The organism is Waterburya agarophytonicola KI4 (genome assembly GCF_020640915.1).
In the GTDB taxonomy this organism is placed as follows: domain Bacteria; phylum Cyanobacteriota; class Cyanobacteriia; order Cyanobacteriales; family Xenococcaceae; genus Waterburya; species Waterburya agarophytonicola.
This window is the reverse complement of record NZ_JADWDC010000003.1, coordinates 84,903-108,120: the sequence shown is the minus strand read 5'-3', so window position 1 is coordinate 108,120 and position 23,218 is coordinate 84,903. Positions and strand designations below refer to the sequence as shown.

General features: G+C 38.7%; 22 protein-coding genes. 12 read left to right on the top strand and 10 right to left on the bottom strand.

Going from position 1 to position 23,218, the window contains the following annotated elements; all coding sequences use genetic code 11:
- Window positions 1-57 precede the first annotated feature (57 nt).
- Both I4641_RS02065 and I4641_RS02060 read left to right on the top strand, forming a co-directional pair.
- Complete coding sequence (locus I4641_RS02065; RefSeq protein WP_369426708.1) at window positions 58-2,916, top strand: hybrid sensor histidine kinase/response regulator; 2,859 nt, start codon at window positions 58-60, stop codon at window positions 2,914-2,916.
- Between the two features lie 109 nt (window positions 2,917-3,025).
- Entirely contained in the window at window positions 3,026-4,669 is a 1,644-nt protein-coding gene (locus tag I4641_RS02060; protein WP_229638761.1) for a SpoIID/LytB domain-containing protein, read from the top strand.
- 15 nt (window positions 4,670-4,684) lie between these two features.
- Here I4641_RS02060 and pyk read toward each other — a convergent pair whose 3' ends face one another.
- The gene (gene pyk / locus I4641_RS02055; RefSeq protein ID WP_229638760.1) at window positions 4,685-6,442 is read right to left on the bottom strand and encodes a pyruvate kinase; all 1,758 of its coding nucleotides are present in this window, start codon (window positions 6,440-6,442) and stop codon (window positions 4,685-4,687) included.
- 341 nt (window positions 6,443-6,783) lie between these two features.
- Between pyk and I4641_RS02050 the strand changes: the two genes are divergently transcribed.
- Window positions 6,784-7,368, top strand: coding sequence for a substrate-binding domain-containing protein (locus I4641_RS02050; protein WP_229638759.1), 585 nt, complete (start codon window positions 6,784-6,786; stop codon window positions 7,366-7,368).
- A gap of 9 nt (window positions 7,369-7,377) precedes the next feature.
- Here the strand turns inward: I4641_RS02050 and I4641_RS02045 are convergent, their stop codons facing one another.
- From I4641_RS02045 to I4641_RS02035, 3 genes are all read right to left on the bottom strand, one after another.
- Window positions 7,378-7,971, bottom strand: coding sequence for a TolB family protein (locus tag I4641_RS02045; protein WP_229638758.1), 594 nt, complete (start codon window positions 7,969-7,971; stop codon window positions 7,378-7,380).
- Entirely contained in the window at window positions 7,940-8,230 is a 291-nt protein-coding gene (gene pedR / locus I4641_RS02040; RefSeq protein ID WP_229638757.1) for a photosynthetic electron transport-dependent transcriptional regulator PedR, read from the bottom strand. Before pedR ends, I4641_RS02045 begins: the two co-directional genes overlap by 32 nt.
- A gap of 436 nt (window positions 8,231-8,666) precedes the next feature.
- Entirely contained in the window at window positions 8,667-8,834 is a 168-nt protein-coding gene (locus I4641_RS02035) for an NblA/ycf18 family protein (RefSeq protein ID WP_229638756.1), read from the bottom strand.
- Between the two features lie 302 nt (window positions 8,835-9,136).
- On the opposite strand from I4641_RS02035, the gene I4641_RS02030 reads away from it, so the two are divergent.
- Together I4641_RS02030 and I4641_RS02025 are read left to right on the top strand one after the other, a co-directional pair.
- The gene (locus I4641_RS02030; RefSeq protein ID WP_229638755.1) at window positions 9,137-9,736 is read left to right on the top strand and encodes a phycobiliprotein lyase; all 600 of its coding nucleotides are present in this window, start codon (window positions 9,137-9,139) and stop codon (window positions 9,734-9,736) included.
- Window positions 9,737-9,888: 152 nt separating this feature from the next.
- Window positions 9,889-10,647, top strand: a complete 759-nt coding sequence (locus I4641_RS02025) for a phycobilisome rod-core linker polypeptide (RefSeq protein WP_229638754.1) — start codon at window positions 9,889-9,891, stop codon at window positions 10,645-10,647.
- Window positions 10,648-10,800: 153 nt separating this feature from the next.
- On the opposite strand, the gene I4641_RS02020 is transcribed toward I4641_RS02025, so the two are convergent.
- The 3 genes from I4641_RS02020 to abc-f form a co-directional block, all read right to left on the bottom strand.
- Window positions 10,801-11,118: a DUF1825 family protein gene (locus I4641_RS02020; RefSeq protein WP_229638753.1), complete on the bottom strand. Its 318-nt coding sequence runs from the start codon at window positions 11,116-11,118 to the stop codon at window positions 10,801-10,803.
- Window positions 11,119-11,381: 263 nt separating this feature from the next.
- The gene (locus tag I4641_RS02015) at window positions 11,382-11,843 is read right to left on the bottom strand and encodes a hypothetical protein (RefSeq protein WP_229638752.1); all 462 of its coding nucleotides are present in this window, start codon (window positions 11,841-11,843) and stop codon (window positions 11,382-11,384) included.
- A gap of 103 nt (window positions 11,844-11,946) precedes the next feature.
- The gene (gene abc-f / locus I4641_RS02010; RefSeq protein ID WP_229638751.1) at window positions 11,947-13,665 is read right to left on the bottom strand and encodes a ribosomal protection-like ABC-F family protein; all 1,719 of its coding nucleotides are present in this window, start codon (window positions 13,663-13,665) and stop codon (window positions 11,947-11,949) included.
- A 626-nt stretch (window positions 13,666-14,291) separates the two neighbouring features.
- Here abc-f and I4641_RS02005 point away from each other — a divergent pair.
- Window positions 14,292-15,134, top strand: coding sequence for a response regulator (locus tag I4641_RS02005; RefSeq protein WP_229638750.1), 843 nt, complete (start codon window positions 14,292-14,294; stop codon window positions 15,132-15,134).
- Window positions 15,135-15,161: 27 nt separating this feature from the next.
- Here the strand turns inward: I4641_RS02005 and I4641_RS02000 are convergent, their stop codons facing one another.
- On the bottom strand, window positions 15,162-15,608 hold the full coding sequence (locus tag I4641_RS02000) for a VOC family protein (RefSeq protein ID WP_229638749.1): 447 nt from the start codon (window positions 15,606-15,608) through the stop codon (window positions 15,162-15,164).
- Window positions 15,609-15,729: 121 nt separating this feature from the next.
- Here I4641_RS02000 and cysC point away from each other — a divergent pair, with 121 nt between their 5' ends.
- The 3 genes from cysC to I4641_RS01985 all read left to right on the top strand — a co-directional run bounded on the left by cysC (window position 15,730) and on the right by I4641_RS01985 (window position 17,700).
- On the top strand, window positions 15,730-16,260 hold the full coding sequence (cysC, locus tag I4641_RS01995) for an adenylyl-sulfate kinase (RefSeq protein WP_229638748.1): 531 nt from the start codon (window positions 15,730-15,732) through the stop codon (window positions 16,258-16,260).
- A gap of 191 nt (window positions 16,261-16,451) precedes the next feature.
- On the top strand, window positions 16,452-16,838 hold the full coding sequence (locus I4641_RS01990) for a hypothetical protein (RefSeq protein ID WP_229638747.1): 387 nt from the start codon (window positions 16,452-16,454) through the stop codon (window positions 16,836-16,838).
- A gap of 523 nt (window positions 16,839-17,361) precedes the next feature.
- Entirely contained in the window at window positions 17,362-17,700 is a 339-nt protein-coding gene (locus tag I4641_RS01985; RefSeq protein ID WP_229638746.1) for an STAS domain-containing protein, read from the top strand.
- Between the two features lie 114 nt (window positions 17,701-17,814).
- On the opposite strand, the gene sodX is transcribed toward I4641_RS01985, so the two are convergent.
- Entirely contained in the window at window positions 17,815-18,168 is a 354-nt protein-coding gene (gene sodX / locus I4641_RS01980) for a nickel-type superoxide dismutase maturation protease (protein WP_229638745.1), read from the bottom strand.
- Window positions 18,169-18,284: 116 nt separating this feature from the next.
- Between sodX and I4641_RS01975 the strand changes: the two genes are divergently transcribed.
- The 3 genes from I4641_RS01975 to I4641_RS01965 all read left to right on the top strand — a co-directional run bounded on the left by I4641_RS01975 (window position 18,285) and on the right by I4641_RS01965 (window position 21,538).
- Window positions 18,285-19,940: an ABC transporter substrate-binding protein gene (locus I4641_RS01975; RefSeq protein WP_229638744.1), complete on the top strand. Its 1,656-nt coding sequence runs from the start codon at window positions 18,285-18,287 to the stop codon at window positions 19,938-19,940.
- Window positions 19,941-20,897: a glycosyltransferase family 2 protein gene (locus I4641_RS01970; RefSeq protein ID WP_229638743.1), complete on the top strand. Its 957-nt coding sequence runs from the start codon at window positions 19,941-19,943 to the stop codon at window positions 20,895-20,897. It abuts the gene before it with no gap.
- 128 nt (window positions 20,898-21,025) lie between these two features.
- A complete protein-coding gene (locus tag I4641_RS01965) occupies window positions 21,026-21,538 on the top strand; it encodes a DUF1993 domain-containing protein (RefSeq protein ID WP_229638742.1) in 513 nt (170 codons plus the stop codon).
- A 34-nt stretch (window positions 21,539-21,572) separates the two neighbouring features.
- Here the strand turns inward: I4641_RS01965 and I4641_RS01960 are convergent, their stop codons facing one another.
- Window positions 21,573-23,054, bottom strand: coding sequence for a DEAD/DEAH box helicase (locus tag I4641_RS01960; protein ID WP_229638741.1), 1,482 nt, complete (start codon window positions 23,052-23,054; stop codon window positions 21,573-21,575).
- Window positions 23,055-23,218: the final 164 nt, after the last annotated feature.

The following is a 23,218-nucleotide window of genomic DNA, read 5'->3' as shown; positions in this document are numbered from 1 at the left end:
GAACTAGATGGACTAGGGGAATTAGAAAACGTCTCCCAAGACGATAGCTTAGATGCAATGAGCTTTGATAGCTCGGGGGACCTAGAACTAGATGGACTAGGGGAATTAGAAAACGTCTCCCAAGACGATAGCTTAGATGAAATGAGCTTTGATAGCTCGGGGGACCTGGAACTAGATGGACTAGGGGAATTAGAAAACGATCTAGACTCTTTGACTGTAGAAGCCTTAGATGGTCTAGATAGTGAGGATTTAGACAGTTTACTAGACTTGGATTCGGGAATAGATTCTTTAAATTCATTACTGTCAGAATCAAATGCTAATTTAGATGACCTAGAAAGCTCTCTCAATTCTGATTCTGACCTATCGGGCTTAAATTCGTTACTTATTAACGAAGCGAATACCATACAAGACAAGCAACCTTCCTTCACCTCTCCAGCAAAACCCGTAGCTAAGACATCGATCAAAGCTCCTCCTTCCTCTCCTAACAAAGCCCAGGGTTTCGACCAAACCATGAGGGTTTCAGTGAGAAAACTGGACGATCTCAATAACCTGATTGGAGAATTGGTCGTTAAACGTAATCGTTTAGAAGACGACCAAGAAAGATTGCGTCGTTTCCTCGATAACCTTTTGGGTCACGTCCAGTCCTTAGGGGAAGCAGGAGCAAAAATGCACGATCTCTACGAGCGATCGCTTTTAGAAGGAGCGTTAATTGCCAGTCGTCAGTCTCGCGCCAATTCTCCTGTAGCAGCAGGTCGAAATTCTGGTTTTGGGGGTGGAGAAGAACCCCAAGAAGAAGGCTTAGACGCATTGGAAATGGATCGCTTTAATGGCTTCCATTTACTGTCTCAAGACATTATCGAACTAATTGTTAGGGTGAGAGAGGCTGCATCGGATATTCAGTTTGTAGTAGACGAAACCGATAAAGTAGCTCAAACCTTCCGCCAGGTAACAAGTCAGTTACAAGACGGCATGAACTCCTCTCGTATGGTCGCATTCGGACAGACCGCAGATCGCTTACCTAGAGCGATTCGAGATATTTCCCGCAAGCAGAAAAAACAAACCAAACTCCATGTCGAAGGTAAAGATGTCTTAATCGATAAAATGATTGTCGAGCATATTTATAATCCGATGACTCACTTAGTTAACAATGCTATTTCTCATGGGATTGAAACTCCAGAAAAAAGACTTGAGGTAGGTAAACCAGAAGCAGGAAATATCACCATACGAGCATTCCTTCAAGGAAACCAAACCGTAATTACAGTAACGGATGATGGTGCGGGGATCGATCCAGAAATAGTCAAAAAGAAGGCGATCGAAAAAAATCTGATCACTTGGGCAAATGCTCAAAACTTATCCAACCAACAAGTCTACGAATTATTATTCCATCCTGGATTTAGTACTAAAGATCAAGCAGATGATTTCGCTGGTCGAGGAGTGGGAATGGACGTGGTTAATACCGACCTCAAAAAAATTCGCGGTTCGGTTAGCACTGAGTCTGAAATAGGCAAAGGTACGACTTTTACCATCCGTCTGCCTTTAGTTTTGAGTATCTGTAAAGCTCTAACTTGTGTAGATAATAACAGTAATATTGCTTTCCCTATTGATGGGGTAGAAGACACTAAAGAATATTTACCCAGCGATATTCAAACCAATAATAACGGCGTGCGCTGCATCTCTTGGAAGAATACTTTATTACCTCTAAGACCTCTTAGCGGTTTACTCAACTATAATCGTCAAATCCGTCGAGCAGGAATTTATAATGCCAACCAAAACAACGATGATACTATCTCTGTCATTGTGTTGCGTAGTTTAGATAACTTGTTGGCAGTAGAGGTAGATGAAGTTCGAGCAGAACAAGAAATTGTAATCAAACAAATTGATGGACCAATTCCTAAGCCACCAGGTATTGCAGGAGCTACTGTCTTGGGTGATGGTACAATTATGCCGATTGGTGATGTATTAGAGTTGATTGAAATTGCCCAGGGTAAGAGAACCATTGAAGTGGGCTTCGATGTTATCAACGGTCAAATGGGTGCGAAACAGGCTCAAGTCGAAAGTATCCAACAAGAGCCTATGGTACTAGTTGTTGATGACTCGATTACCGTTCGAGAACTATTATCAATGAGTTTTAATAAACTAGGTTATCGCGTAGAACAGGCTAGAGATGGTCAAGAAGCCTGGGATAAACTACGAGGGGGCTTGGAGTGCGACATGATCTTTAGTGATATTGAAATGCCACGCATGAATGGTTTAGAATTACTCTCCAATCTTCAAAAAGATGATGAACTTAAGTCTATACCAGTAGCCATGTTGACTTCTCGTGGTGCAGATAAACACAAACAGATAGCCAACGATCTGGGAGCAAAAGCATATTTAACCAAGCCTTATACTGAAAAAGATTTGATGGATGTGGCACAACATCTAATTGAGATCAATCGGGCAAATAAAGAAGCAGAATCGGTCATTGTTAATGTCAATAAACTTAAAAACCGCAATGCTGAAGCAGAAATTGCGACTGCTCCACTAGTACTAATTATTGACGATTCGGTTACAGTTAGGGAATTGCTATCTATGACCTTTAAAAAAGCTGGCTATCGAGTCGAACAGGCTAGAGATGGTCAAGAAGCCTGGGAAAAACTCAATGATGGTTTAGAGTGCGATATTGCTTTCTGTGATATTGAAATGCCCCGCATGAATGGTCTAGAGCTTTTATCTCAACTGGAAAAAGATGAAAAACTAGCTCAGTTACCCATCGCGATGTTGACTTCTCGTGGCGCGAAGAAAATGCGCAATATAGCTGCTTCTCGTGGTGCAAATGGTTATTTTGTTAAACCCTATGTGGAAGAAGATTTATTGAACGCAGCTAAAAAAATGATGAATGGGGAGATGTTGATTGAAACTGATGATGAAGATTGAGGAACAAGGATTAATTATCTTCTAGTTATCCAGTCTCATAGTTAGACTAACGAACATAGCCTTCTTAAAGACAAGAAGGCTTTTTCTTTTTTGAGCATATTAAAACTTTATGATTAAAACTACGATTTGTCTTAGTGTCTTGTGGTTTGGTAGTTTGTGGGGGATTCCGCTTACTGCTGCTGCTGAAGCAACAACCAAAGAAATGGAATTGCAGATCGGTATTATTCAGCGTTTGGGAGCTAAACCGATTCAAGATGAAGATGCCAAGATCGAACGAGTCACTATTAGTAGTGTCTCTGGCGACTCTTTGAAAGTAAGCTTTCTAGATCCTTCTCAAGCTTTTTCCCCTATTGAAACTAAGGAAGTAGTTTTAAAAGTGGATTCTACGAAATTGACTCAAGCCAAATTGCAAGAAAAGCTGATTTTAAGCGATCGCTCTACTTTTGAAACCGCCGAAGATAGCGCAAATTCTTGGAAAAAATTGGGTCTTGAAGTAGAGGTTGCCCAACCAGGGCGATGGCAAGTTTGGGCAAAACGAGATGTTTATGGCACTCCTTTGGTACGTCGTTGGCTTTTACATAGTCTAGAAGCCAATGGTTATGATGCCCCCTATCTAGATACGGAAATTCTTGATCAAGAGCCAAATATTATTTTGGAAATTAACGGACAAGAATATAACCAGGATGAAGTAAAAATTACCAGTAGCAAAAACTTGGTTAAGGTTAATACGAGTAACACACCCCAAGCTGCTCGTATTTACGGTGGTAGTTTGAAACTCCAGCCTAACTCTTATGGAGAATTTAGCCTGGTAAATCATGTTCCTTTAGAAACTTACTTGCGGGGTGTTGTTCCTTACGAAATTGGGGCAAATGCTCCTCCTCAGGCAGTTGCAGCCCAAACTATAATTGCCCGCACTTATGCTTTACGCAATCTACGGCGTTTTGCAGTAGACGACTATCAACTTTGCGCTACAGTTCATTGCCAGGTATATAAAGGATTGAATGATGCTAATGCTACAAGCGATCGCGCGATCGCACAAACCGCAGGATTAGTACTTACCTATGAAAATGAATTAATTGATGCCCTTTATTCTTCTACTACAGGAGGTATCACCGCTGGTTTTGAAGATACTTGGAATGGAGCAGAACGTCCCTATCTTCAGCCTGTAATTGATGCTCCTAAGCCTTTCTGGGATTTGGTTAAATATCCCCTCAATAATGAAAAAACTTTTCGTCACTTTATTAGTTTAGAGCGAGGATTTAACGAAACAGGTAGGCTGGGCGTATTTCGCTGGCGCAAAACTAGAAGCATTAAAGCCTTAAGCCAAGATCTGCAAAAGTATCTTAAAAAGACGCGCCACCCCCTAGCTGATTTTAAAACAATTAAATCAATGGAAGTCCACAAGCGATCGCGTTCTGGTAGAATTTTGACTCTTGCTATTGAAACCGATTTAGGGAAACTACAGCTACACAAAAACGAAATTCGCAGTGCCTTAGAACCTCCCCGCAGTACTTTTTTCTACCTTCAGCCCTTGTATGACGAGAGCAAACAACTAAATGGTTATGCTTTTGTCGGAGGTGGTTTTGGTCATGGTGTCGGCTTGAGTCAATATGGTTCTTATAACCTCGCTAAATTGGGTTGGTCGGCAGAGCGCATCCTAGCTTTTTACTATCCTCAAACTACAATTAAACCTCTAGATGAAACTGTTGTTTTTTGGCGCGACGATTTTCCTCCATCTATTAGTAAGAATTAATCAGGGATTGAAAAACTATTGCCTGTTCTCCGTACCCGAATAAACTACACCCCGTTTGGCATCTAAAGTTAAAATAGCTCCCTCTCGAATAATTTCCGTCGCGTTCTTCAAGCCAACAATCACGGGAATGCCCAGGCGCAAACCAATTACCGCAGCATGACTGGTTAAATTATCTTCTTCTGTGATAATTCCCGATGCCTGGCGAATAATATCCACAAACTGAGCATTAGTCGAAGAAGTCACTAAGATTTCTCCAGGATTGAAGTCATTAATATCTTTCGCATCTTGAGCCACCCTCGCTCTTCCACTAATAGCCCCCTGTCCGATACCCGATCCTTCACCCAAAATTGCCTTAACCAACTCTACCTTAATTAAGTCAGTCGAACCTGCAACTCCTTGAAGAGTCCCCGCTGTCATCACGACCAAATCTCCAGCAGATAGCCAATTTTTCTCTTGAGCGACGTTGATTGCTGCCTGGAAAGTCTGAGTAGCAGAAGCCAAATCAAGAACTAATAGTGGTCTAACTCCCCAAACCATCTGCAACCTACGAGATACATAAACATGAGGTGTAATGGCTAAAATAGGAGTCTTGGGTCTGAATTTGGAGACATTACGAGCCGTTGCGCCAGTCTTCGTTAAGGTCATAATCGCAGCAGCATCTAATTGGGATGCAATTTGACCTACCGCAGCCGAGATAGCGTGGGTAATCGATCGCTTGGTTCTTTTCAGGTTGTTAGTTTGTTGTTCCCGTTCGATTCTACAGGCAATAGTAGCCATTGTTTCTACTGCTTCTACAGGATAGTTACCCACCGCAGTCTCATTAGAAAGCATGACCGCATCCGTACCATCTAAAATAGCATTTGCTACATCAGAAACTTCTGCACGAGTAGGTCGAGGGTTATTTACCATGCTGTCCAGCATTTGAGTGGCGGTAATAATTGGGATGCCCAGTCTATTGGCAGTAGCAATTAAGCGTTTTTGAAGAATGGGAACGTCTTCTGCGGGTAACTCTACTCCTAAGTCTCCCCTGGCTACCATAACTCCATCACACAAAGAAAGAATTGCGTCCATTTGCTCGATCGCTTCGTGTTTTTCGATTTTAGCTATTACGGGGATAGATTTACCCGCACTAGAGATTAAATCTTTAATTTCTAAAATATCTTGAGGGTTGCGGACAAAACTAAGGGCAATCCAGTCCACTCCTTGATCTAAGCCAAACATCAAGTCTTCGCGATCTTTTTTGGTTAAGGCTTTAACCGAAAGGCATACTCCAGGAAAGTTTACACCTTTGTTGCTGGAAAGATCTCCTCCTACAACTACCCGACAATGCAAATCTTGATTGGCTTTATCTATTTTTTCTACCTTCATTTCCACCTTGCCATCGTCTAACAAAATGGTGGCATCTTCAGGAACTTCTGAAGCTAATTTTTGGTAGCTAATATAGCCTATCTCTTGATCACACTCTACTTGACGGCTGGTCAGAATATAAGAGTCGCCTTTTTTAAGGTTGATTTTGCCAGTAGCGTATTTACCCAAACGAATTTTGGGTCCTTGTAAATCCTGTAATATGCCTACTGGTTGATCTAATTCAAAAGCAGTTTGTCTGATTAACCGAATCGCTTTTTGATGGTCTTGCTGTGTCCCATGAGAAAAATTAATTCTGAGGGTAGTTGCACCTGCTTTAATTAACTGACGTAAAACATCGGGCTTAAGTGTCGCTGGCCCTACTGTGGCAACAATTTTTGTCCGACGCGGGTTATTTGGCGATGGCATTATTTTTTTGCTCTTGAATGACTGGATTTACTAAGTTAGTTGCTACTAGGCGACTATAGCTAATAAATATATCTAACTTTTGGTCGCCAGCCTAGTTTACAGGAAATAAGGAAGGGGTGCAAAGACACTACTATAGTGACTGTTTTGTACTAAAAGACGATGTCTTATTTGATTAAAGATTTCTTCAATCAAATAAGACTAACATTTTGATAACTAAGTTACATTGATTCTCAATTAAAATGATAAAATCATTGCCAACATTATAATTTTGTAACCAGTATTATTCGGTTTTAAACAAACATATCCATTGACGTAATTTTAAATTTTATTGATAAAAATCTATGTTTAAAAAAAGTGACACCCTACCCCTAATCTTAGCTTCAGGATCGACGATGGGAGTTTTACTCTTGGGTTATGGAGTTTTGACAAAATTGAACTTTGTCAAAAATACTCAAGATAATAAGATAGTCGAGAAAAATGTATCTGTTTCTTCTCCCGAAGAAAATTCTAGTGTAGTTACCTCCGCCGTTTCTTTTTCTGCGCCAGGAATTGTCCCTATGGGGATATCTGTCAAGATCAATGGTGCAACTAAAATGAAGCAGATTAATAAACTCTTAAAAAGAAGTTTCCAGAGAGAATTTCCTGGTACAACCGTAACAGTCGGCACTGACGGAAGCGAAACAGCAATAAGACTTTTAGTTTCAGGACAAGTCGATTTAGCTGCATTGACTCGTCCTCTCAATGAAAGGGAACAAGGGCAAGGTTTGACTGCTGTTCGAGTAAGTAATCGAGAACTGACAGAGGAAAATAAATCGACTACAGAAGATCTTTTTTATGCCTATCGAGAACCTGCTAACTCTAAGGTAGAAGCTTTTTTGGGCCACTTGTTTTCTGTTCAAGGTCAAGAAGCAATGTTAGAACGATAAAATCACCAATTAACCTGGGGGACTGCTTGTATCGGGGACATTATAAATATTGCCAGGTTGAGAAAAATCAATTCCTACTCCGCGATCGTAGATTTCAATATCCCATTGTCCCGATCGATTACTTTCAAAGCAAACAAAACGACCATTGCCACTAATACTGGGGTTGCGGACTTCTCCAATAAAGTTTTTGGTTAGATTTTGGCTTTTTCCTGTCAGGCGGTTATATAAAAAGATATCAGTTTTACCTAGCTGCTCCGATACATAGACCATATTTCTTCCGTCAGAACTGAGGTCTGCTTGATATTGCATACTTCCTGGTTGGTTTAAACCAGGCAAGGGTACTAAACGGCGACGCTGTAAGTCATAAAGAAATATACTACGCTGAGAATTAAGACGATCGCTGTGATAAATTAGGTAGCGACCATCGTGAGAAAGGCGACCATGCCCTTCTGCGGAAGAAGAATTGAGGGTAGCATTAATTGCTTGAGTGGGGGGAGTAATGTATCTAGAACTCTGACAACCAAATAGGCTAAATATTGCGATCGCTAAAGCTAACTTACCCGATCTCAGACTATTGCACCATTTCATTACAATCCACAGCATGACTGAGACTTGGCAAAGAGCAACAGTTGACATTATCTATACATACTTTGCCCCATTGCAAAGACCAACGCACCAATTCGACACGATTATTCGTACCAGTTTTCTTGAGAATATTGCTGATATGGTTGTCTACAGTTCTTTTGCTAATTTCTAATTGTTGGGCAATTTTATGATTGCTCAATCCAGTTACCACTAACTCAACAATTTGAAGCTCTCTTCCTGATAACAACGCTTCATGACTCAGTTTCTCTGCTTCCATTACTATTGCCTAGTACATTTACTTATTGCTCTATTCATTGTAAGAGGTAATGTTTCTCGATAATTACCCTCAGAGTGATAAATAAATTATTCTTTAACAATTTACAAAAAACTGGAAGCATTGTTAAATCTGGCTTTACATTCTATTTAACTTAATACTTAAAGATGTGGCGAGTTGAGTATCAAATTTTACGTCGATTGTTGTTCTTAATTCTTTCTTTAGATAATTTTCGATTTTGAGCAAAAATATTGTAGATGCGAAGCGTTAGACCTTAAAGTTCTGTTACAAACAAGCGATCGTTTTGGCTTCATTCCCAAGTTTTAAAATCGCACCATCAATGGCAGAAGATAATTTTACTCCCCTGATATCTTTTGCTTTTTAGACAGCACACTTCACACTACATACTCAGCTAAATTTGTTGATTGCAAAAACAATGTTAGGCGTCTTTTAATAAATGTTTTACTAGATTATCTTTGACCATCATTTGACGAAACATTTCTAACAAATACTCCTGAGCCTGTTCTTTATCTAAACTTTGCACCTGTTCTTGAAGAACTTTGAGTTTAAATTGCTGCTCGATACTTAATTGAGCTGAAAAATTCATTGCCTTCCCTCTTTTAAACTTTGATTGGTTTAAACCTAACCTCAAGAAACAATTTATTTTCTCTCAGGCTGGATTTTTCATTAATTTAGCATCAGCAATATAAGATGTCTACAATGTCAAGTATTAATTAATCAAAGCAATAAAAAGTTATAAAATACTTATAGTAAAAAAGTAATTTTGGTGTATTTTGATGCGGAAAAAATTTTAAAATCAACTAGACAGTTGGTAAAAAACAAAAGCTAACTAATTCTCGATATATTAATTTGTATAAGCTATTTAAAAAATTAAAATCAGATATGACTATGAGTCCCATAAAAGACGCTAAAGAATTTTTTCAGCAAAGTGCAGGACAGTGGCGATCGCAACGCACTACCCATCATCTACCATTTAGAAGAGCCGAAAGTGGTGGCTCAGATATTAACGTAGAATTTTTGAATGCTGATGATGAGAAAATAGCTACAATCTGTCAAATGCATAATATAGAAGCGACTACAGCAATCGGTGGTGCTTTTGTCAGTTGGGATGGTTCAATGGCATGGGATAAGGATAACGAAGACCATAAGGGAACAACTGTATTTGCCCTTATTCCCGACTCAAAAAATCCCAGAAAAGGAAAACTGTTGAGAGAAAGAGGCTATGCAGAGATTGTTCCCGTAGCGGGGGAATATAGCATGGATGAAGAAGATGGATTAGTCTTAATTACCGAATATGAAACCATGAGCATTATTGAACGTTTTTGGTTTGTCAATCCCGATTTACGTTTGCGCAGTAGTACTGTCAAAAGATTTGGCGGATTTAACACTGCTACTTTTTGCGCCGAATCTCGCGTAACTACAAGCGATCGATTATCTGAAACATCCAACAGCTCAAAAACCCCCGCCTTTGCTATTTCAGGCTGGTAACTAATAACTGATAACGAGAACTAAGTTAAGCAACAAAAAGTTAATTGATAACTCTGTAATATTTTGTTACTGTTGTTTATTCTGAACCCCTATCTACCGTATGATTGGGACTAAGAATTTTAATATACAAAACAATAGACGGAGGTTTTGACTTGTCTATTCCTTTATTGGGCTATAAGCCTAGTTCTCAGAATGTTCGTGTCGCAGGATACGACATTGGAGGAGATGACCAACCCAGAATATACTCAGCAGAGAATCTACTTTCTTTGTCTGAAATGAATGACTTGATTGAAGCTGCATATCGCCAGATCTTCTTTCATGCTTTTCGCGCGGATCGTGAAAGATTTTTAGAATCTCAATTGCGTAACGGTCAAATTACCGTTCGTGATTTTATTCGAGGACTTTTACTATCAGAAACTTTTTATAATAGTTTCTATGCCAAGAACAGCAATTATCGCTTTGTAGAACAGTGTGTTCAAAGAGTTTTGGGACGCGATGTCTACAACGAGAGAGAAAAAATTGCTTGGTCTATTAAAGTAGCAACCAAAGGTATCGAAGGCTTTGTAGACGAACTGCTAGACAGTGAAGAATACATGGATAGCTTCGGTTACGACATCGTGCCTTTCCAACGTCGTCGAGTACTTGCTAGTCGCGATGCTGGCGAGCGTCCTTTCAACATCACATCTCCTCGTTACAGCGAATACTATCGCTCCATTTTGGGTTTCCCTCAAATTATTTGGCAAAGCGAAGTTCGTCGTTACACTCCTCAAGAAGCAAAACCCAAAGCAGGAAGTCCTTCTTTGTATTTGGATATGGCTCGTAGCCTACCTACTAGAGCAAATGCTCCTAGTGCTTCTTCCGCGACCAACATGAACTACATGTCTAAGGTTCCTTATCGCAAAACTACTTAAAATAAATAGTCAATATTTATTTAAGCCAGCTTAATTGATTAGTTACTAAAACAGTCGAAAGAGGGAGTTTTGAATTAGCTTCAGTAGTCTTTGATAGATTATGTTGTTGATTTGGAACATCCCTCTTTTTGGATTTTGAAGATTACTCGAAAACTACGGCTGAATTTCTGATTTCATTTTTTTGAGGGTAACTTCCATTTGGTCGAACATTTGCTGAGGAGTCATGCCAAATTGGTTTAATTGAGTTTTGAGTTGCTGGACAGTCATTTGCGCCATAAAATCTTCAGAAAGCTCGAAACGCTTCATAAAGATGCGGTAGCGTTCCATTAGCTGTTCCATTCGCTCGATGAACATTTTTTTTCCTTCACGGTCAAATTTACCGTATTCACTTCCCAACGTGGTTAAAGACTGATAATCTTCAAACAACTTTTTGGCTTCTTCTTGTACTACTTGAGAATCAAAAAATCCCATGATATTTTTCCAAATCGGCTTAAATTTATATATTTAGCTAACTAAAATTGTTGAAAAATAGTTAAATTACTTGTTTAATTAATACTTCCTATTGTAAAGCAGAGAAAAATCCAAAGTAAAATACGGTTTCCCGCATACACTACGATCGGCAACTAGTTATTGATTGAGCCATATTTTGTAGATATTTGACTCTCCTTGCTTTTTTAAGGCATGGAGAACTCAAGAGAAGCTAATTATCACCCAGTCATCCAGTCTTTCACCATTTAGGCAAGATCGGGTGGAATATTATTCAATTGTTGAATTTGCTGTTGAATCAACTCTGATAAATGCGATCGCTCTATTTCAACACCTTGATTGAAATTCGGCGAGTTTTCTAAAAAAATAATACTATCTACCTGCTGTAAAGAAAACAACCTAAACAACAGTTGAGCGATCCCAATTGGCATAGCAATAAGATCGGGGTTAGTTTTCCCGCCAAAAGCAGCAGCATCTTGCACTGAAACAAAAGCGTAAATTACATTCTTAGTTTGCTTCAATTGAGGATTAGTAATAGTGGTCAAAACCCAATCATTCTCAAGATTTTGCAAAATATAATATTCCCAATGCTGTAATTTATTAGCAAACAATCTCAGCACTGGCGCGATCGCCTTTTTGATCGCTACAGGAGGAACACCATAACTAGCTGCATCGTCGATCAATACTTGTAACTGCCGATCTAATTCCATTGTTTAATTGTTGACTACATTTGGTGGGCAACACAAATCGATTGGCTATTTATAGCATTAGAATCTTATTACCCACCCTACAATTATTAATTGTTACGTTGTTTTAAGCTTTGGCTTTTTTCTGTTTATTTTTCTTTTTATCGGCTTGTTTGGCTCTTTTAGCAGCTTGTTTGGCAGCTTTTTCTGCCGCTTCTAGTTTTTGTCGGGCTTTTTCTTTTTCTTCTGCAATTTTATCTAGATAGTAATGATAATCTCCCAAAAATTCGACTAATTCTCCGTCGCGAATCTCGACAATTTTATTGGCTACCTGAGAAATAAAATAGCGATCGTGAGAAACAATCACCGCTGTCCCATCATAATCCTGTAAAGCATCTTCCAACATCTCTTTGGCAGGAATATCTAGGTGATTGGTAGGCTCGTCGAGAATCATTAAATTAGCAGGAGTCAAAAGCATTTTTGCCAAGGCTAAACGAGCTTTTTCTCCTCCACTGAGGGCTTCAACTTTCTTAAAGGCAGTCTCGCCACTAAATAAAAACTGTCCCAAAAGAGTACGCACCTCTTCATTTTTCCACTTGGGAACTTCATCGTGAATCGTACTCATTACTGTTTTATTCAAGTCTAAAGCTTCTGCTTGATTCTGCTCAAAATAGCCAGGAATCACGTTGTGTTTGCCAATTTCAACTGTTCCTTCATCAAATTGCTCCATCCCCATAATCATCCGTAAGAGGGTGGATTTTCCCGCCCCATTAGGCCCTAAAATAGCAATGCGATCGCCTCTTTCGATAGTTAAGTTAGCACCCAAAAACAAAATATTGTTATTAAAGGTGTGAACCAACTCATCAATAACAACTACCTCTCTACCGCTTCTAGGAGAAGGAGGAAATTGAAATTTAAGCCTTCTCAAGTCACCAACAGGTGCTTCTACTAATTCAACTTTTGCTAATTGTTTTTCTCTACTTTTAGCTTGGGTACTTCTAGTGGCACTAGCGCGGAATTTTTCGATAAATTCTTGTTGTTTGGCAAGTTCTTTTTGCTGTCGTTCGTAGCTAGCGCCCTGAGCCAACTTGGTTTCTGCTTTTTGGGCTAAATAGTTAGAATAATTGCCTAAATAAGTAGTCGAAACTCCCCTTTCGGTTTCCACAATTTTGGTACAAAGACGGTCTAGAAATTCGCGATCGTGAGAAACAATTACCATCGGTGTATTGATTCCCCGCAAATATTTCTCCAGCCATTCAATGGTTTCTAAATCTAAATGGTTGGTCGGTTCGTCCAAAAGTAATAAATCAGGCTCTTGCAGCAGAATTTTACCCAAACTCATTCGCATTTGCCAACCCCCACTATAAGAGCTTACCAAGCGATCGCCATCCTCAGAAGAAAATCCCATTTCTGGTAAAATTTTCTCAATCTGTGCGTCCAAAGTATAACCGTCCAAAGCCTCAAACTTGCGCTGTAATTTATCCAGTTGATCAATTAACTTATCTAGCTTATCGGGATCGGCTGTTTCCATCTCCTGCTGAATTTGATTCATTTGTTGTTGGGTGGCATTGGCTTCGACAAAAACCGTCCAGAATTCTTCATAAACCGTCCTTGTCGGCTCTACTTCAAACTCTTGGGTCAAATAAGCAATTTTTAAACTAGCAGGACGAATTACTTCCCCTGATGTTGCTTCAATTTCACCATTAATAATTTTTAATTGGGTCGATTTTCCTGCACCATTTACCCCCACCAGACCGACTCTTTCACCAGGTTTAACTTCCCAAGTAACATCTTTTAGAACTTCTCCTGTAGTATAGATTTTGCTGATATGTTCTAGTCGTAGCATTGAATATCTCCTTAGATTGATGGTTTGCTAGGTTTGTGGTGAGTCAAAGGGGGGATTCTCTGAATCAGAGGGCATTACCTCTTAAGCACAATAATGCAGAATAATCAAGGATGAATGGAATATTTTTCCTTAGATGCAGATTAAAACTTTCCGTTCATTCCTCAAATTTTCTGCCTTTTTATTTTATTTATTTTATTTATTTTTATTACAATTCTTGTATATTTTCTATTATATGATTAGTAGATTAAAGTGCATTATTTATTTTTGCTATATTTTGCAGCTGCAAGTCAATCGTGTAGTATAAAAAACATCACAAATTACTCACATATAGTAATTTGTCCAAATTTTTGGTAAATTATTGCATCATCATTACAGTCACCGATTTCTATTAACTATGAACTGATAACAATAATCGGTTAATAATTGAGTCATCTTGAATAGCCAAAAGCTATAAGAGAAGACTGCTTGAGCTAATAACATCCCAATAGTGAAGACTGTTTCCACAGTAGTTTTAGCCATTTTTAATGAAGCACTCTTTGCCTTGGATTGAATCTAAATTTAATTTTTTACAATTTTTGTAAGATACTCCATTCAATTAATACCTATTTATTATTGTCCTTAAAAACATGACTGCTATCATCATAGTTGACGATCAAAACAGTATCAGAGAATTTCTCAAAATCAATTTATCTACTGAAGCGGATATAGAAGTAGTAGGAATGGCAGACAACGGTCAAGCTGCAATTGTTCAAGTTGAGGAACATCAACCAGATTTGGTACTAATGGATATTGAAATGCCTGGAGAGATTGATGGTATTGATGCTACCGAAGCAATTGTACGACGTTTTCCGAACACAAAAGTACTGTTGTTTACCAGCCAAGATGATAAACAACAGTTAAACCGAGCTTTAAAGGTAGGTGCTAGAGGTTATGTCCTTAAAAATACTAGCGTTAAAGATATTGGTAATATTATTCGTTTAACTGAAAAGGGCTTTTTCCAAATTGGACCAATTTTTGGTAATTGGGATGGATCTGGAGTTAATAATCATCAGTCTGAAGTCACTGCCACACATACAGAATATATTCCCCATAAAGTTTCTGCTATTGTTCGACAAAATTCGGACTATGCCTATGAAAATGAGGTTGCCAATTCACCAGGAATGAACCACGTCATATCCGATTTAACATCTGGTATTTTTCAGCTTCAAGAAACTATTAAATCTCAAGAAGATACGATAGTTAATTTGACCAACCAATATTCTCAAGTTCAACATGAAATTAAAACGAAACTGAGAAATGACAAAAGTTTTTTCAACGGTTATGGAGGTAATATTTATAATTCTAGAGTCTCTCCAAAGGCTTTAAGTCAGAGAAGACAGCACTTCTTATTCATTAGTAGTTTTTTCTTGGGAGTTTTTACAGTAATTATTTTAATATTTGTGATTACAACTTTAGGCTCTGTATTGTAAAGCAAAACATGGAATAGCAATTAAATACTAGTTTTCCCTTTGGGCAACATCGCCAATTAGGTCGATTTCTGTACCTCCAAAAATCACGCAAGAGTTGCTATAGTATTTGAATTCCAACAAGTTGTAAAAAGGATCTTCAAGGAAGAAAGTGTAATGTTCTAACGTTTGATTGGGAAAACGCAATTTAGGCTGTTGATAAAAAGTTAGACCATGCTTTTTAGCGCGATCGCACAATTTGTCCCACTCAGATTTTGTGGGCAGAATTAATCCTAGATGGCGAGGATAAATTCCTGCTTGCTTGACTAGTTTTTCTTGGGTAATATGACCGACTAATTGCGTCCCATAAAAATTAAAGATCGCAGCAGATTTATTTTCTCTACCTACCGCACAACCCAAACCATCTCTATAGAATTGTTTGGCAATAGTCACGTCATTAATTGGAATTGCTAAATGAAAAATAGCCGAACTAATCATAATATTGCAAACTGCTAAATAAGTTTTATTTTATCTATCTATAAGTTTTTAAAATTACAAAAGCGATCTAACCGAGTAAAATACGGAGAGACATAAAGAATATTAAGGAATATAAAAAATCATGAAGCAACGTGGAGTAGCCGTTTGGTTTACTGGATTTAGTGGTGCGGGTAAAAGCACTATTGCTGACGCCCTAACCGAAAAGCTAAAAACTGAAGGATATCAGCTAGAAGTTTTAGATGGTGATGAGATTAGAGAAAACTTGACTAAGGACTTAGGTTTTTCCAAAGAAGACCGCGACACCAATATTCGTCGTATTGGTTTTGTAGCTAAACTTTTAGCTCGTAATGGTGTAATTGTTTTAGTGCCTGTAATTTCCCCTTACCGCGCTATTAGAGAAGAAATGCGAGCTAATATTGACAATTTCTTAGAAGTGTTTGTCAATGCTCCTTTATCCGTTTGTGAAGACCGCGATGTAAAAGGATTATACAAACAAGTCAGAGCTGGAAAAATCAAGCAGTTCACAGGAATTGACGATCCTTATGAGCCTCCTGCTAACCCCGAAATAGAATGCCGTACAGATCTCGAAGAATTATCGGAGAGTGTCGATAAGATATTTAATAAACTAAAAGAATTAGAATATATTTCCTAGAAAACAGTACTTAGCTGCAAATTTCTATTATTCTACTGTCGATCGCATTGGCAAACTGTTGTTTTTAATACGATCGACTCTCGGGTCAGAATTCCTGACCCAGCATTTTTACTGTACACAATTGAGTGTCACCCCTTCAAAGCGGATAAAATATAGTGTGAAGTGCGATTATCATGTTTCACAACTAAATTATGGAAGAAACAAGTTATGGTAAGTCAACGCTACCATTCAAAGTAAATCAAATCATTTGCTTGGAGTATCGATCGACTTGTCTCTATGGGGAAGTAATTCAGTTAATTACCAGCCGTGGAATATGCTGGTTTAGACCAATATGTATGACCATACAAAATTTTGAGGGTGAAGCGACTCCAGAAAATTTACAACTAATTCATCTGCGATCGGTTTCTGATTTGTTATGGCCGATTGACATGTTTCGTCCTGCTTTAGACACAGAAGTAATATCTTTGTTGGCAGATTTAGATAAGACCGATAAAACAAATCAAAGCCAAATATCGGCGAGTCGATGTCTCAATCAATTTGTTCGCCAAGTCTGGACAGCGCATCAAGATAAGTTTTGAATATCAAAATTTTATCTAAAAATAATAATTACTTTCTGATAAACGATCTAATTGAATATTTTTTCTAGTTTTTTATCTTTATCTTCTATTGTTATGGACAATCAAAATAGGAAAAATAAATGATTCAGTAAATTTCATTACCAACTTTTTAATAAAACTAAATCATAATTAACCTATATGGAATAGTGGCACACACCTAAACCGATTAAAAGCTCAAATAAAGATTTCCGTGATTGTCCCGATATAGAAAGGCATTAAATTGACTATAAAGGTAGAGAGTTTTTTCTAAACCCTAAGTGAATTGAAGCAAATTCAGGACTATATAAATCACAAAAATAATGTACTTCAAGATACATTTAACAAGCTAGATTTTATAACTTTGATTGAGGTTTAGCAGTACTTCATCTTTTCATCAAGATTCCGTAAAGTAAGTAAAAATAAGTAGATATCCGTAATTTAACGGACTATTCTTGAACCATAGAAGCAATTTATTAAGTAATACTAATAGCGAGAAGCAATAACAATGAGTAGCACAAAATTATGTACGCAGTTCACAACTTTCCGTCCAGAAGGTTTCTTAAGCGCAGCCAATGCTTCGGAGTTTTTGGAACGTTTGACAGTCGAAGTTAGATCTTCGGTTGACTCTGCTTTGTTGGTGAATATGGAAGCAGTTGAGTTTATGGATAGTGCTGGGTTGATGGCTTTGATTAAAGCTTTTCGTTTAGCAGAGAGTTTGGGGCGCAGATTTGGAATTTGTTCCTTAGCCCCATCTGTAAGAATCATGTTTGAGTTGACTCAGTTAGACAAAGCATTTGAAATTTTTGAAGATAGAGCCGATTTTCAAGCAGCCATCGATAACTAGGCTTGGATTTTGAATTGACTTGATCGATTCAATCTTATTTTTACAATCTATCTTAAGCTCGAACTAAATTTTAAATCAGTAATCCAAATCTATAGCTAAATAATTAAATTTTTATTAGGCAAAACGGCTAGTTACCTTGGCAAGTATTGCCCTCTGTCTAACTGTACCCCAGTGGCGACTATCTTTACTCGCTGCTGGGTTGTCGCCTTTTAGGAAGTAATTGCCATCGATCGCTATATTGGTAATCCTTTTAACGATAGTTATCTTTTGATCGCGGGGATGATTTAGCACGACGACATCGTTTATTTGGGGTTGAGACTTGCAGTAGGCATAGGGATTGATTAGGATTTCTTCTCCTGGTTTGAGAAAAGGTAACATCGATTCTCCTACAACTTTTAAGCGTCTTCTTCTACGGATTAGCAAAAGAAATAATCCTGGCAAATCAGTTGGTGGTAATTCCTCTGTCATTACAGTTATGAATAAAAATAATTAAATTAAGTTTTGCGGTTTTCACGATCGCAGAAGCGATGTAATCAATTAACGTTTATCATGCGAGATAGACTTTTGAAGCATCGTGTTTAATAATGATTGGAAACAAACTTTCTTATATTTGGCGAAAACTAAATCAGTTAAGCAGATACATATTTTTATTTTTATTTTGCTTCGCTTTGGTGTTGGGATGCAATAGCGATCCTGCGCCACAAAATAATAATGTTAACAGCGATCGCATTTCCGTGGGAACAACTCTCAAACCTCGTACTCTAGATCCCGCAGACAACTACGAACTTGCAGGATTAAACATTATCTATAATGTTGCCGAGAGCCTTTATACCTACAAAGTAGGTACAACGGAGATTGAACCCTTGCTAGCTACGGCAATGCCACAGATCGATGACAATGGTCTAATTTATACTATTCCCGTGCGGGAGGGGGTTACTTTCCATGACGGTACGCCTTTTAATGCCGAAGCTATGGCATTTTCTTTACAGCGTTTTATCGAGAATGGAGGGAAACCTGCTTTTTTACTAGGAGATGTTATAGATAGAGTTGAAGCAACAGGAGAATACGAACTAAAAATTAGTTTAAAACAACCTTTTGCTGCTTTTCCTGCTTTGCTGGCTTTTCCTGGTGCTTGTGCGGTATCTCCCCAGGCATATCAACGGGGTGCGGGAGAATTTAATCCCAGCATCCTGATCGGAACGGGTAAATATAAGCTAGCGCAGTTTAAAAGCGACTCTATTAGTTTAGATATCAATGAGAATTATTGGGGAGATGCGCCAGCCAATCAGGGAGTCAATATGCAAGTTTATGCAGGAAACTCCGCTAATCTATTTAACAGCTTTAAAACTGGTGCAATAGACGTAGCTTATCAGTCTTTAGATCCCCAACAAATTGAAAGTTTAATTAGTGGTGCAGAAAATAACTGGAAAGTAATTGAGGGTTCGGGTACGGTAGTTAACTATCTTGTTCTCAACCTACAACAAGAACCCCTAAATCAGCCAGAAGTACGTCAGGCGATCGCTTCAATCGTCAATCGTGCTTTAATTAATGACAGAGTATTAAAAGGACAAGCGGAACCGATTTATAGTCTGATTCCCACTGCATTTGATAGCTATCAGGCAACTTTTGAGCAACTTTATGGAGATGGTAATGTAGCCAAAGCCCAGGAATTATTAACCAAAGCTGGTTATTCGGAGGAAAATCCCGCAATCATTGAAATTTGGCATCCTTCTGGTTCGATTACTCGTGGTATTGTCGCGGATACAATTAAAGCCTATACAGAACAAGAATTGGGAGGAATGATTCAATTTATTCCCAATAGTGTGGAATCTGCTTCCTTTTTTGGCAATCTCAGCCAAGGAATATATCCTACAGCCTTAGTAGATTGGTATCCAGATTTTCTCGATCCCGATAATTATATTCAACCGTTTATGAGCTGCAATAAAGGTTCGTTCAATGTTGGATGTGAAGAAGGGGCAGCCCAAAGTAGGGGTTCTTTTTATTATAGCGATCGCGCCAATCAATTAATCCAACAATCTCGTACCGAACAAGATCTAGTAAAACGCCAGAGTATTTTTGGAGAATTGCAAGAATTGCTAGTCCAAGATGTGCCTTATGTTCCTCTGTGGCAAACCAAAGACTATGCCTTTGCTCAAAATAGTATTGATGGCGTGACGATCAATCCCAGTCAGAATTTTCCTTTTTGGACGATTAAGCGAGTTAATAATTCAGATGGCTAAATGAAACTAATCATTCAAATTCCTTGTTACAACGAGGAAGCGACTTTAGGATTGACGCTCTCTGAGTTACCCCGCGAACTACCAGGGATAGATAAAATTGAATGGTTAATTATCAATGATGGCAGTCGCGATCGCACTGTAGAAGTAGCCCAAGTTAATGGTGTCGATCGCGTTGTCAATTTGCCCCGCAATCAAGGATTAGCTAAAGCCTTTATGGCGGGCTTGGAGGCTTGCTTAAATGCGGGGGCAGATATTATTGTTAATACGGATGCCGACAATCAATATTGTGCTGCGGATATTCCCAAACTAATTGCACCAATTTTAGAAGGTAGGGCAGAAATAGTCATTGGTGCTAGACCAATTCAAGAAATTAAACATTTCTCCCCGATCAAGAAATTCTTACAAAGACTGGGTAGTTTGGTAGTGCGCTTGGCTAGTAATACGCGCATTCCCGATGCCCCTAGTGGTTTTCGGGCTATTAGTCGTGAGGCAGCCCTGCAACTAAATGTATTTAATGAATATACCTACACTTTAGAGACTATCATTCAGGCTGGTCAAAGGGGTTTGACTATAACCTCGGTTCCCATTCGTACCAACGGTTATTTGCGCCCTTCTCGTTTGGTTAAGAGCATTTCTGGCTATGTAAAGCACTCCATCCTAACTATCCTAAGAATTTTTATGACCTATCGCCCCCTTCAGTTTTTTATGCTGTTGGGGAGTATTCCTTTTAGTTTGGGATTTTTATTGTGTTGTCGTTGGTTAATCTTATTTTGGGGCATTATTGGGGATAATCCTGCCAAACCCCGCGTTCCTAGTTTGGTTTTAGCTGCTATCTTAATATTGATTGGAGTACAGTTTTGGATCTTTGGTTTAGTTGCCGATTTGATGAGCGTTAATCGGCAACTATTGGAAGATATTCAATTGAGGTTGAGGAGAAAAGAGTTTGAAGAAAAATAGCAATAAAAAACCTATTTTTGCTTAATTTTGGATCTTACACATCAGATCTGACATTAAATTAATAGTTAGGCTGCAAAAAATCCTAAACGTAGTTATGCTCCATAAATTAAGTTTTAAAGGTTCATAAAATGCAAGGTCAGAATATAGATACAATCAAAACCATTTTCCAAAATCGCCTAACGACTCTTGAACACCTCTTAAAGTCGGCTCAGACTCATTTCAGTGGTGGAGAGTCGTTTCTTGAGATGCGAATTGCGGCTGATATGCTTCCCTTTGGTACACAAATTGCTTTCACCTGCAATCAACCACGCAACTTTGCTTTGTGGTGTGAAGGTAAATCAATGGATAATCTAGACCCAGAAGTTTTATCCCTTGCCCAAGCTTACGAACATATAGCGAATACAAAGGAACTTGTTTCAAGTATTAACGTTGACGACGTAAAACTAGATGAGGTTACGCGCATTGACATCGGCGAGGGAGCTTACATCGAGCTGTCAAGTAGCAACTATGTTCATGAATTTCTGATGCCAAACTTCTACTTTCATTTGGTCACGGCTTACGACATTCTTCGCATGGCTGGTGTATCTATTGGAAAACAAGATTACATGATGCACCTGATACCCTTCATTAACAAGAAATAAAAAGTTTTAACTGTCTACCAAAAGCGATCGCTAATTATTCATCTTTATTCCACTCTGTTGGTTTTTCTGCTGCTTTAAACTGCTGTTTCTTTTTCGGCTTAGGTTTCGCAGGAGGAACGAGTTCCAACTGTCTGTATTTAGATGATTCTTGTTCTCCGTGACGACGTTCGGAAGTTCTTTCTTCACTCGTATTTTCCGTCACGACTTCGTATAGAATGGCTTGCTTGTTAGTAGAGTTACCTTTCCGCAATACCCTACCCAGTCTTTGAATATATTCCCTCGTCGAACCCGTACCAGATAAAATAATTGCAATACGGGCATCGGGTACATCCACCCCTTCATTAAGCACGTGGGAAGCGACTAAAGTTTTATATTCCCCTGCTTTAAAACTAGTGAGAATATTGTGTCGTTCTTTAACGGCGGTTTGGTAGGTAATAGCAGGAATCAAAAACTGCTGAGAGATACGATAAACCGTCGCATTGTCGTTAGTAAAGATTAAAATACGTTCTGTATCGTGTTGAGTAATTAGATCAGTTAAAACCCGCAATTTAGCATCCGTTCCTTGAGAGATTTCCTTAGCTTGTCTGTGGGCTAACATGGCTTTTCTTCCCTGGGACGATCGCGCGCTAGCCTGGATAAATAGTTGCCATCCCTGAAGACTACCCAAAGAAATATTAGAGTCGCGCAAGAACTTATTACGAGTTGCGATCGCACTATTATATTCTGCTTGTTCGTCATCGGATAGTTTAACCCTCATTTGCACTATCTTATGATCTGCTAAAGTTCCTCCCGATAGTTCTTCAGGGGTTTTACGATAGATAATTTTCCCAATCAGAGTATCTAAATGACGATGAGTACCGTCACTACGTTCGGGAGTTGCAGTTAAACCCAAACGATAGGGCGCGATCGCATATTCAGCAATGACTTTAAAAAAGTCGGTGGGTAAATGATGGCATTCATCAAATATTTGCAATGCGTAGCGGTTTCCCAAAGTTTCTGCATGGATAGCTGCACTGTTGTAGGTAGCAATCAAAATAGGAGTGCGATCGCGCGCTCCTCCTCCCAACAAGCCCACTTCTATGTTGGGAAATGCCTTTTCAATTTGGGCGTACCATTGGTGCATCAAATCTAAAGTCGGGACAACAATTAAAGTTGTACGGGGGGTAGCTTCCATTGCCAGTTGGGCTAAATAAGTTTTACCTGCTGCGGTGGGCAAAACAACTACTCCTTGTCTTCCAGATTGTTTCCAGGCTTGTAGGGCTTCTGCTTGGTGGGGATAGGGTTCAAAGTTTGATATGGCTTTAAACTCCAGATCGTAGAATTCTCTTGCTTCATCAACAATCTTTTTGTCGTCTGCTTGCAAAGCTTCTACGAGAGGACGATAATGAATTGCAGGAATGCGAAACTTTTCTATGCGATCATCCCAAGTAGCATAGTCCAGCCAAGCCTTACCTTTTGGGGGAGGATGCAAGATTAGAGTTCCACGGTCAAATTTTAGTTTGGGCGATCGAGGCATAGTTGAAAAAAGATTGGGCGATCAACAAATTGATAATTACTATTAATAAAATTACCATTGTGATCGTCGATTTTTTAAAAGATGTTTATAGTAATGAACATAGCAATTATTGAATCCAAGTTTTAAATTTAGCTATTATTCAATTTTCTATACTAATTGAGTAA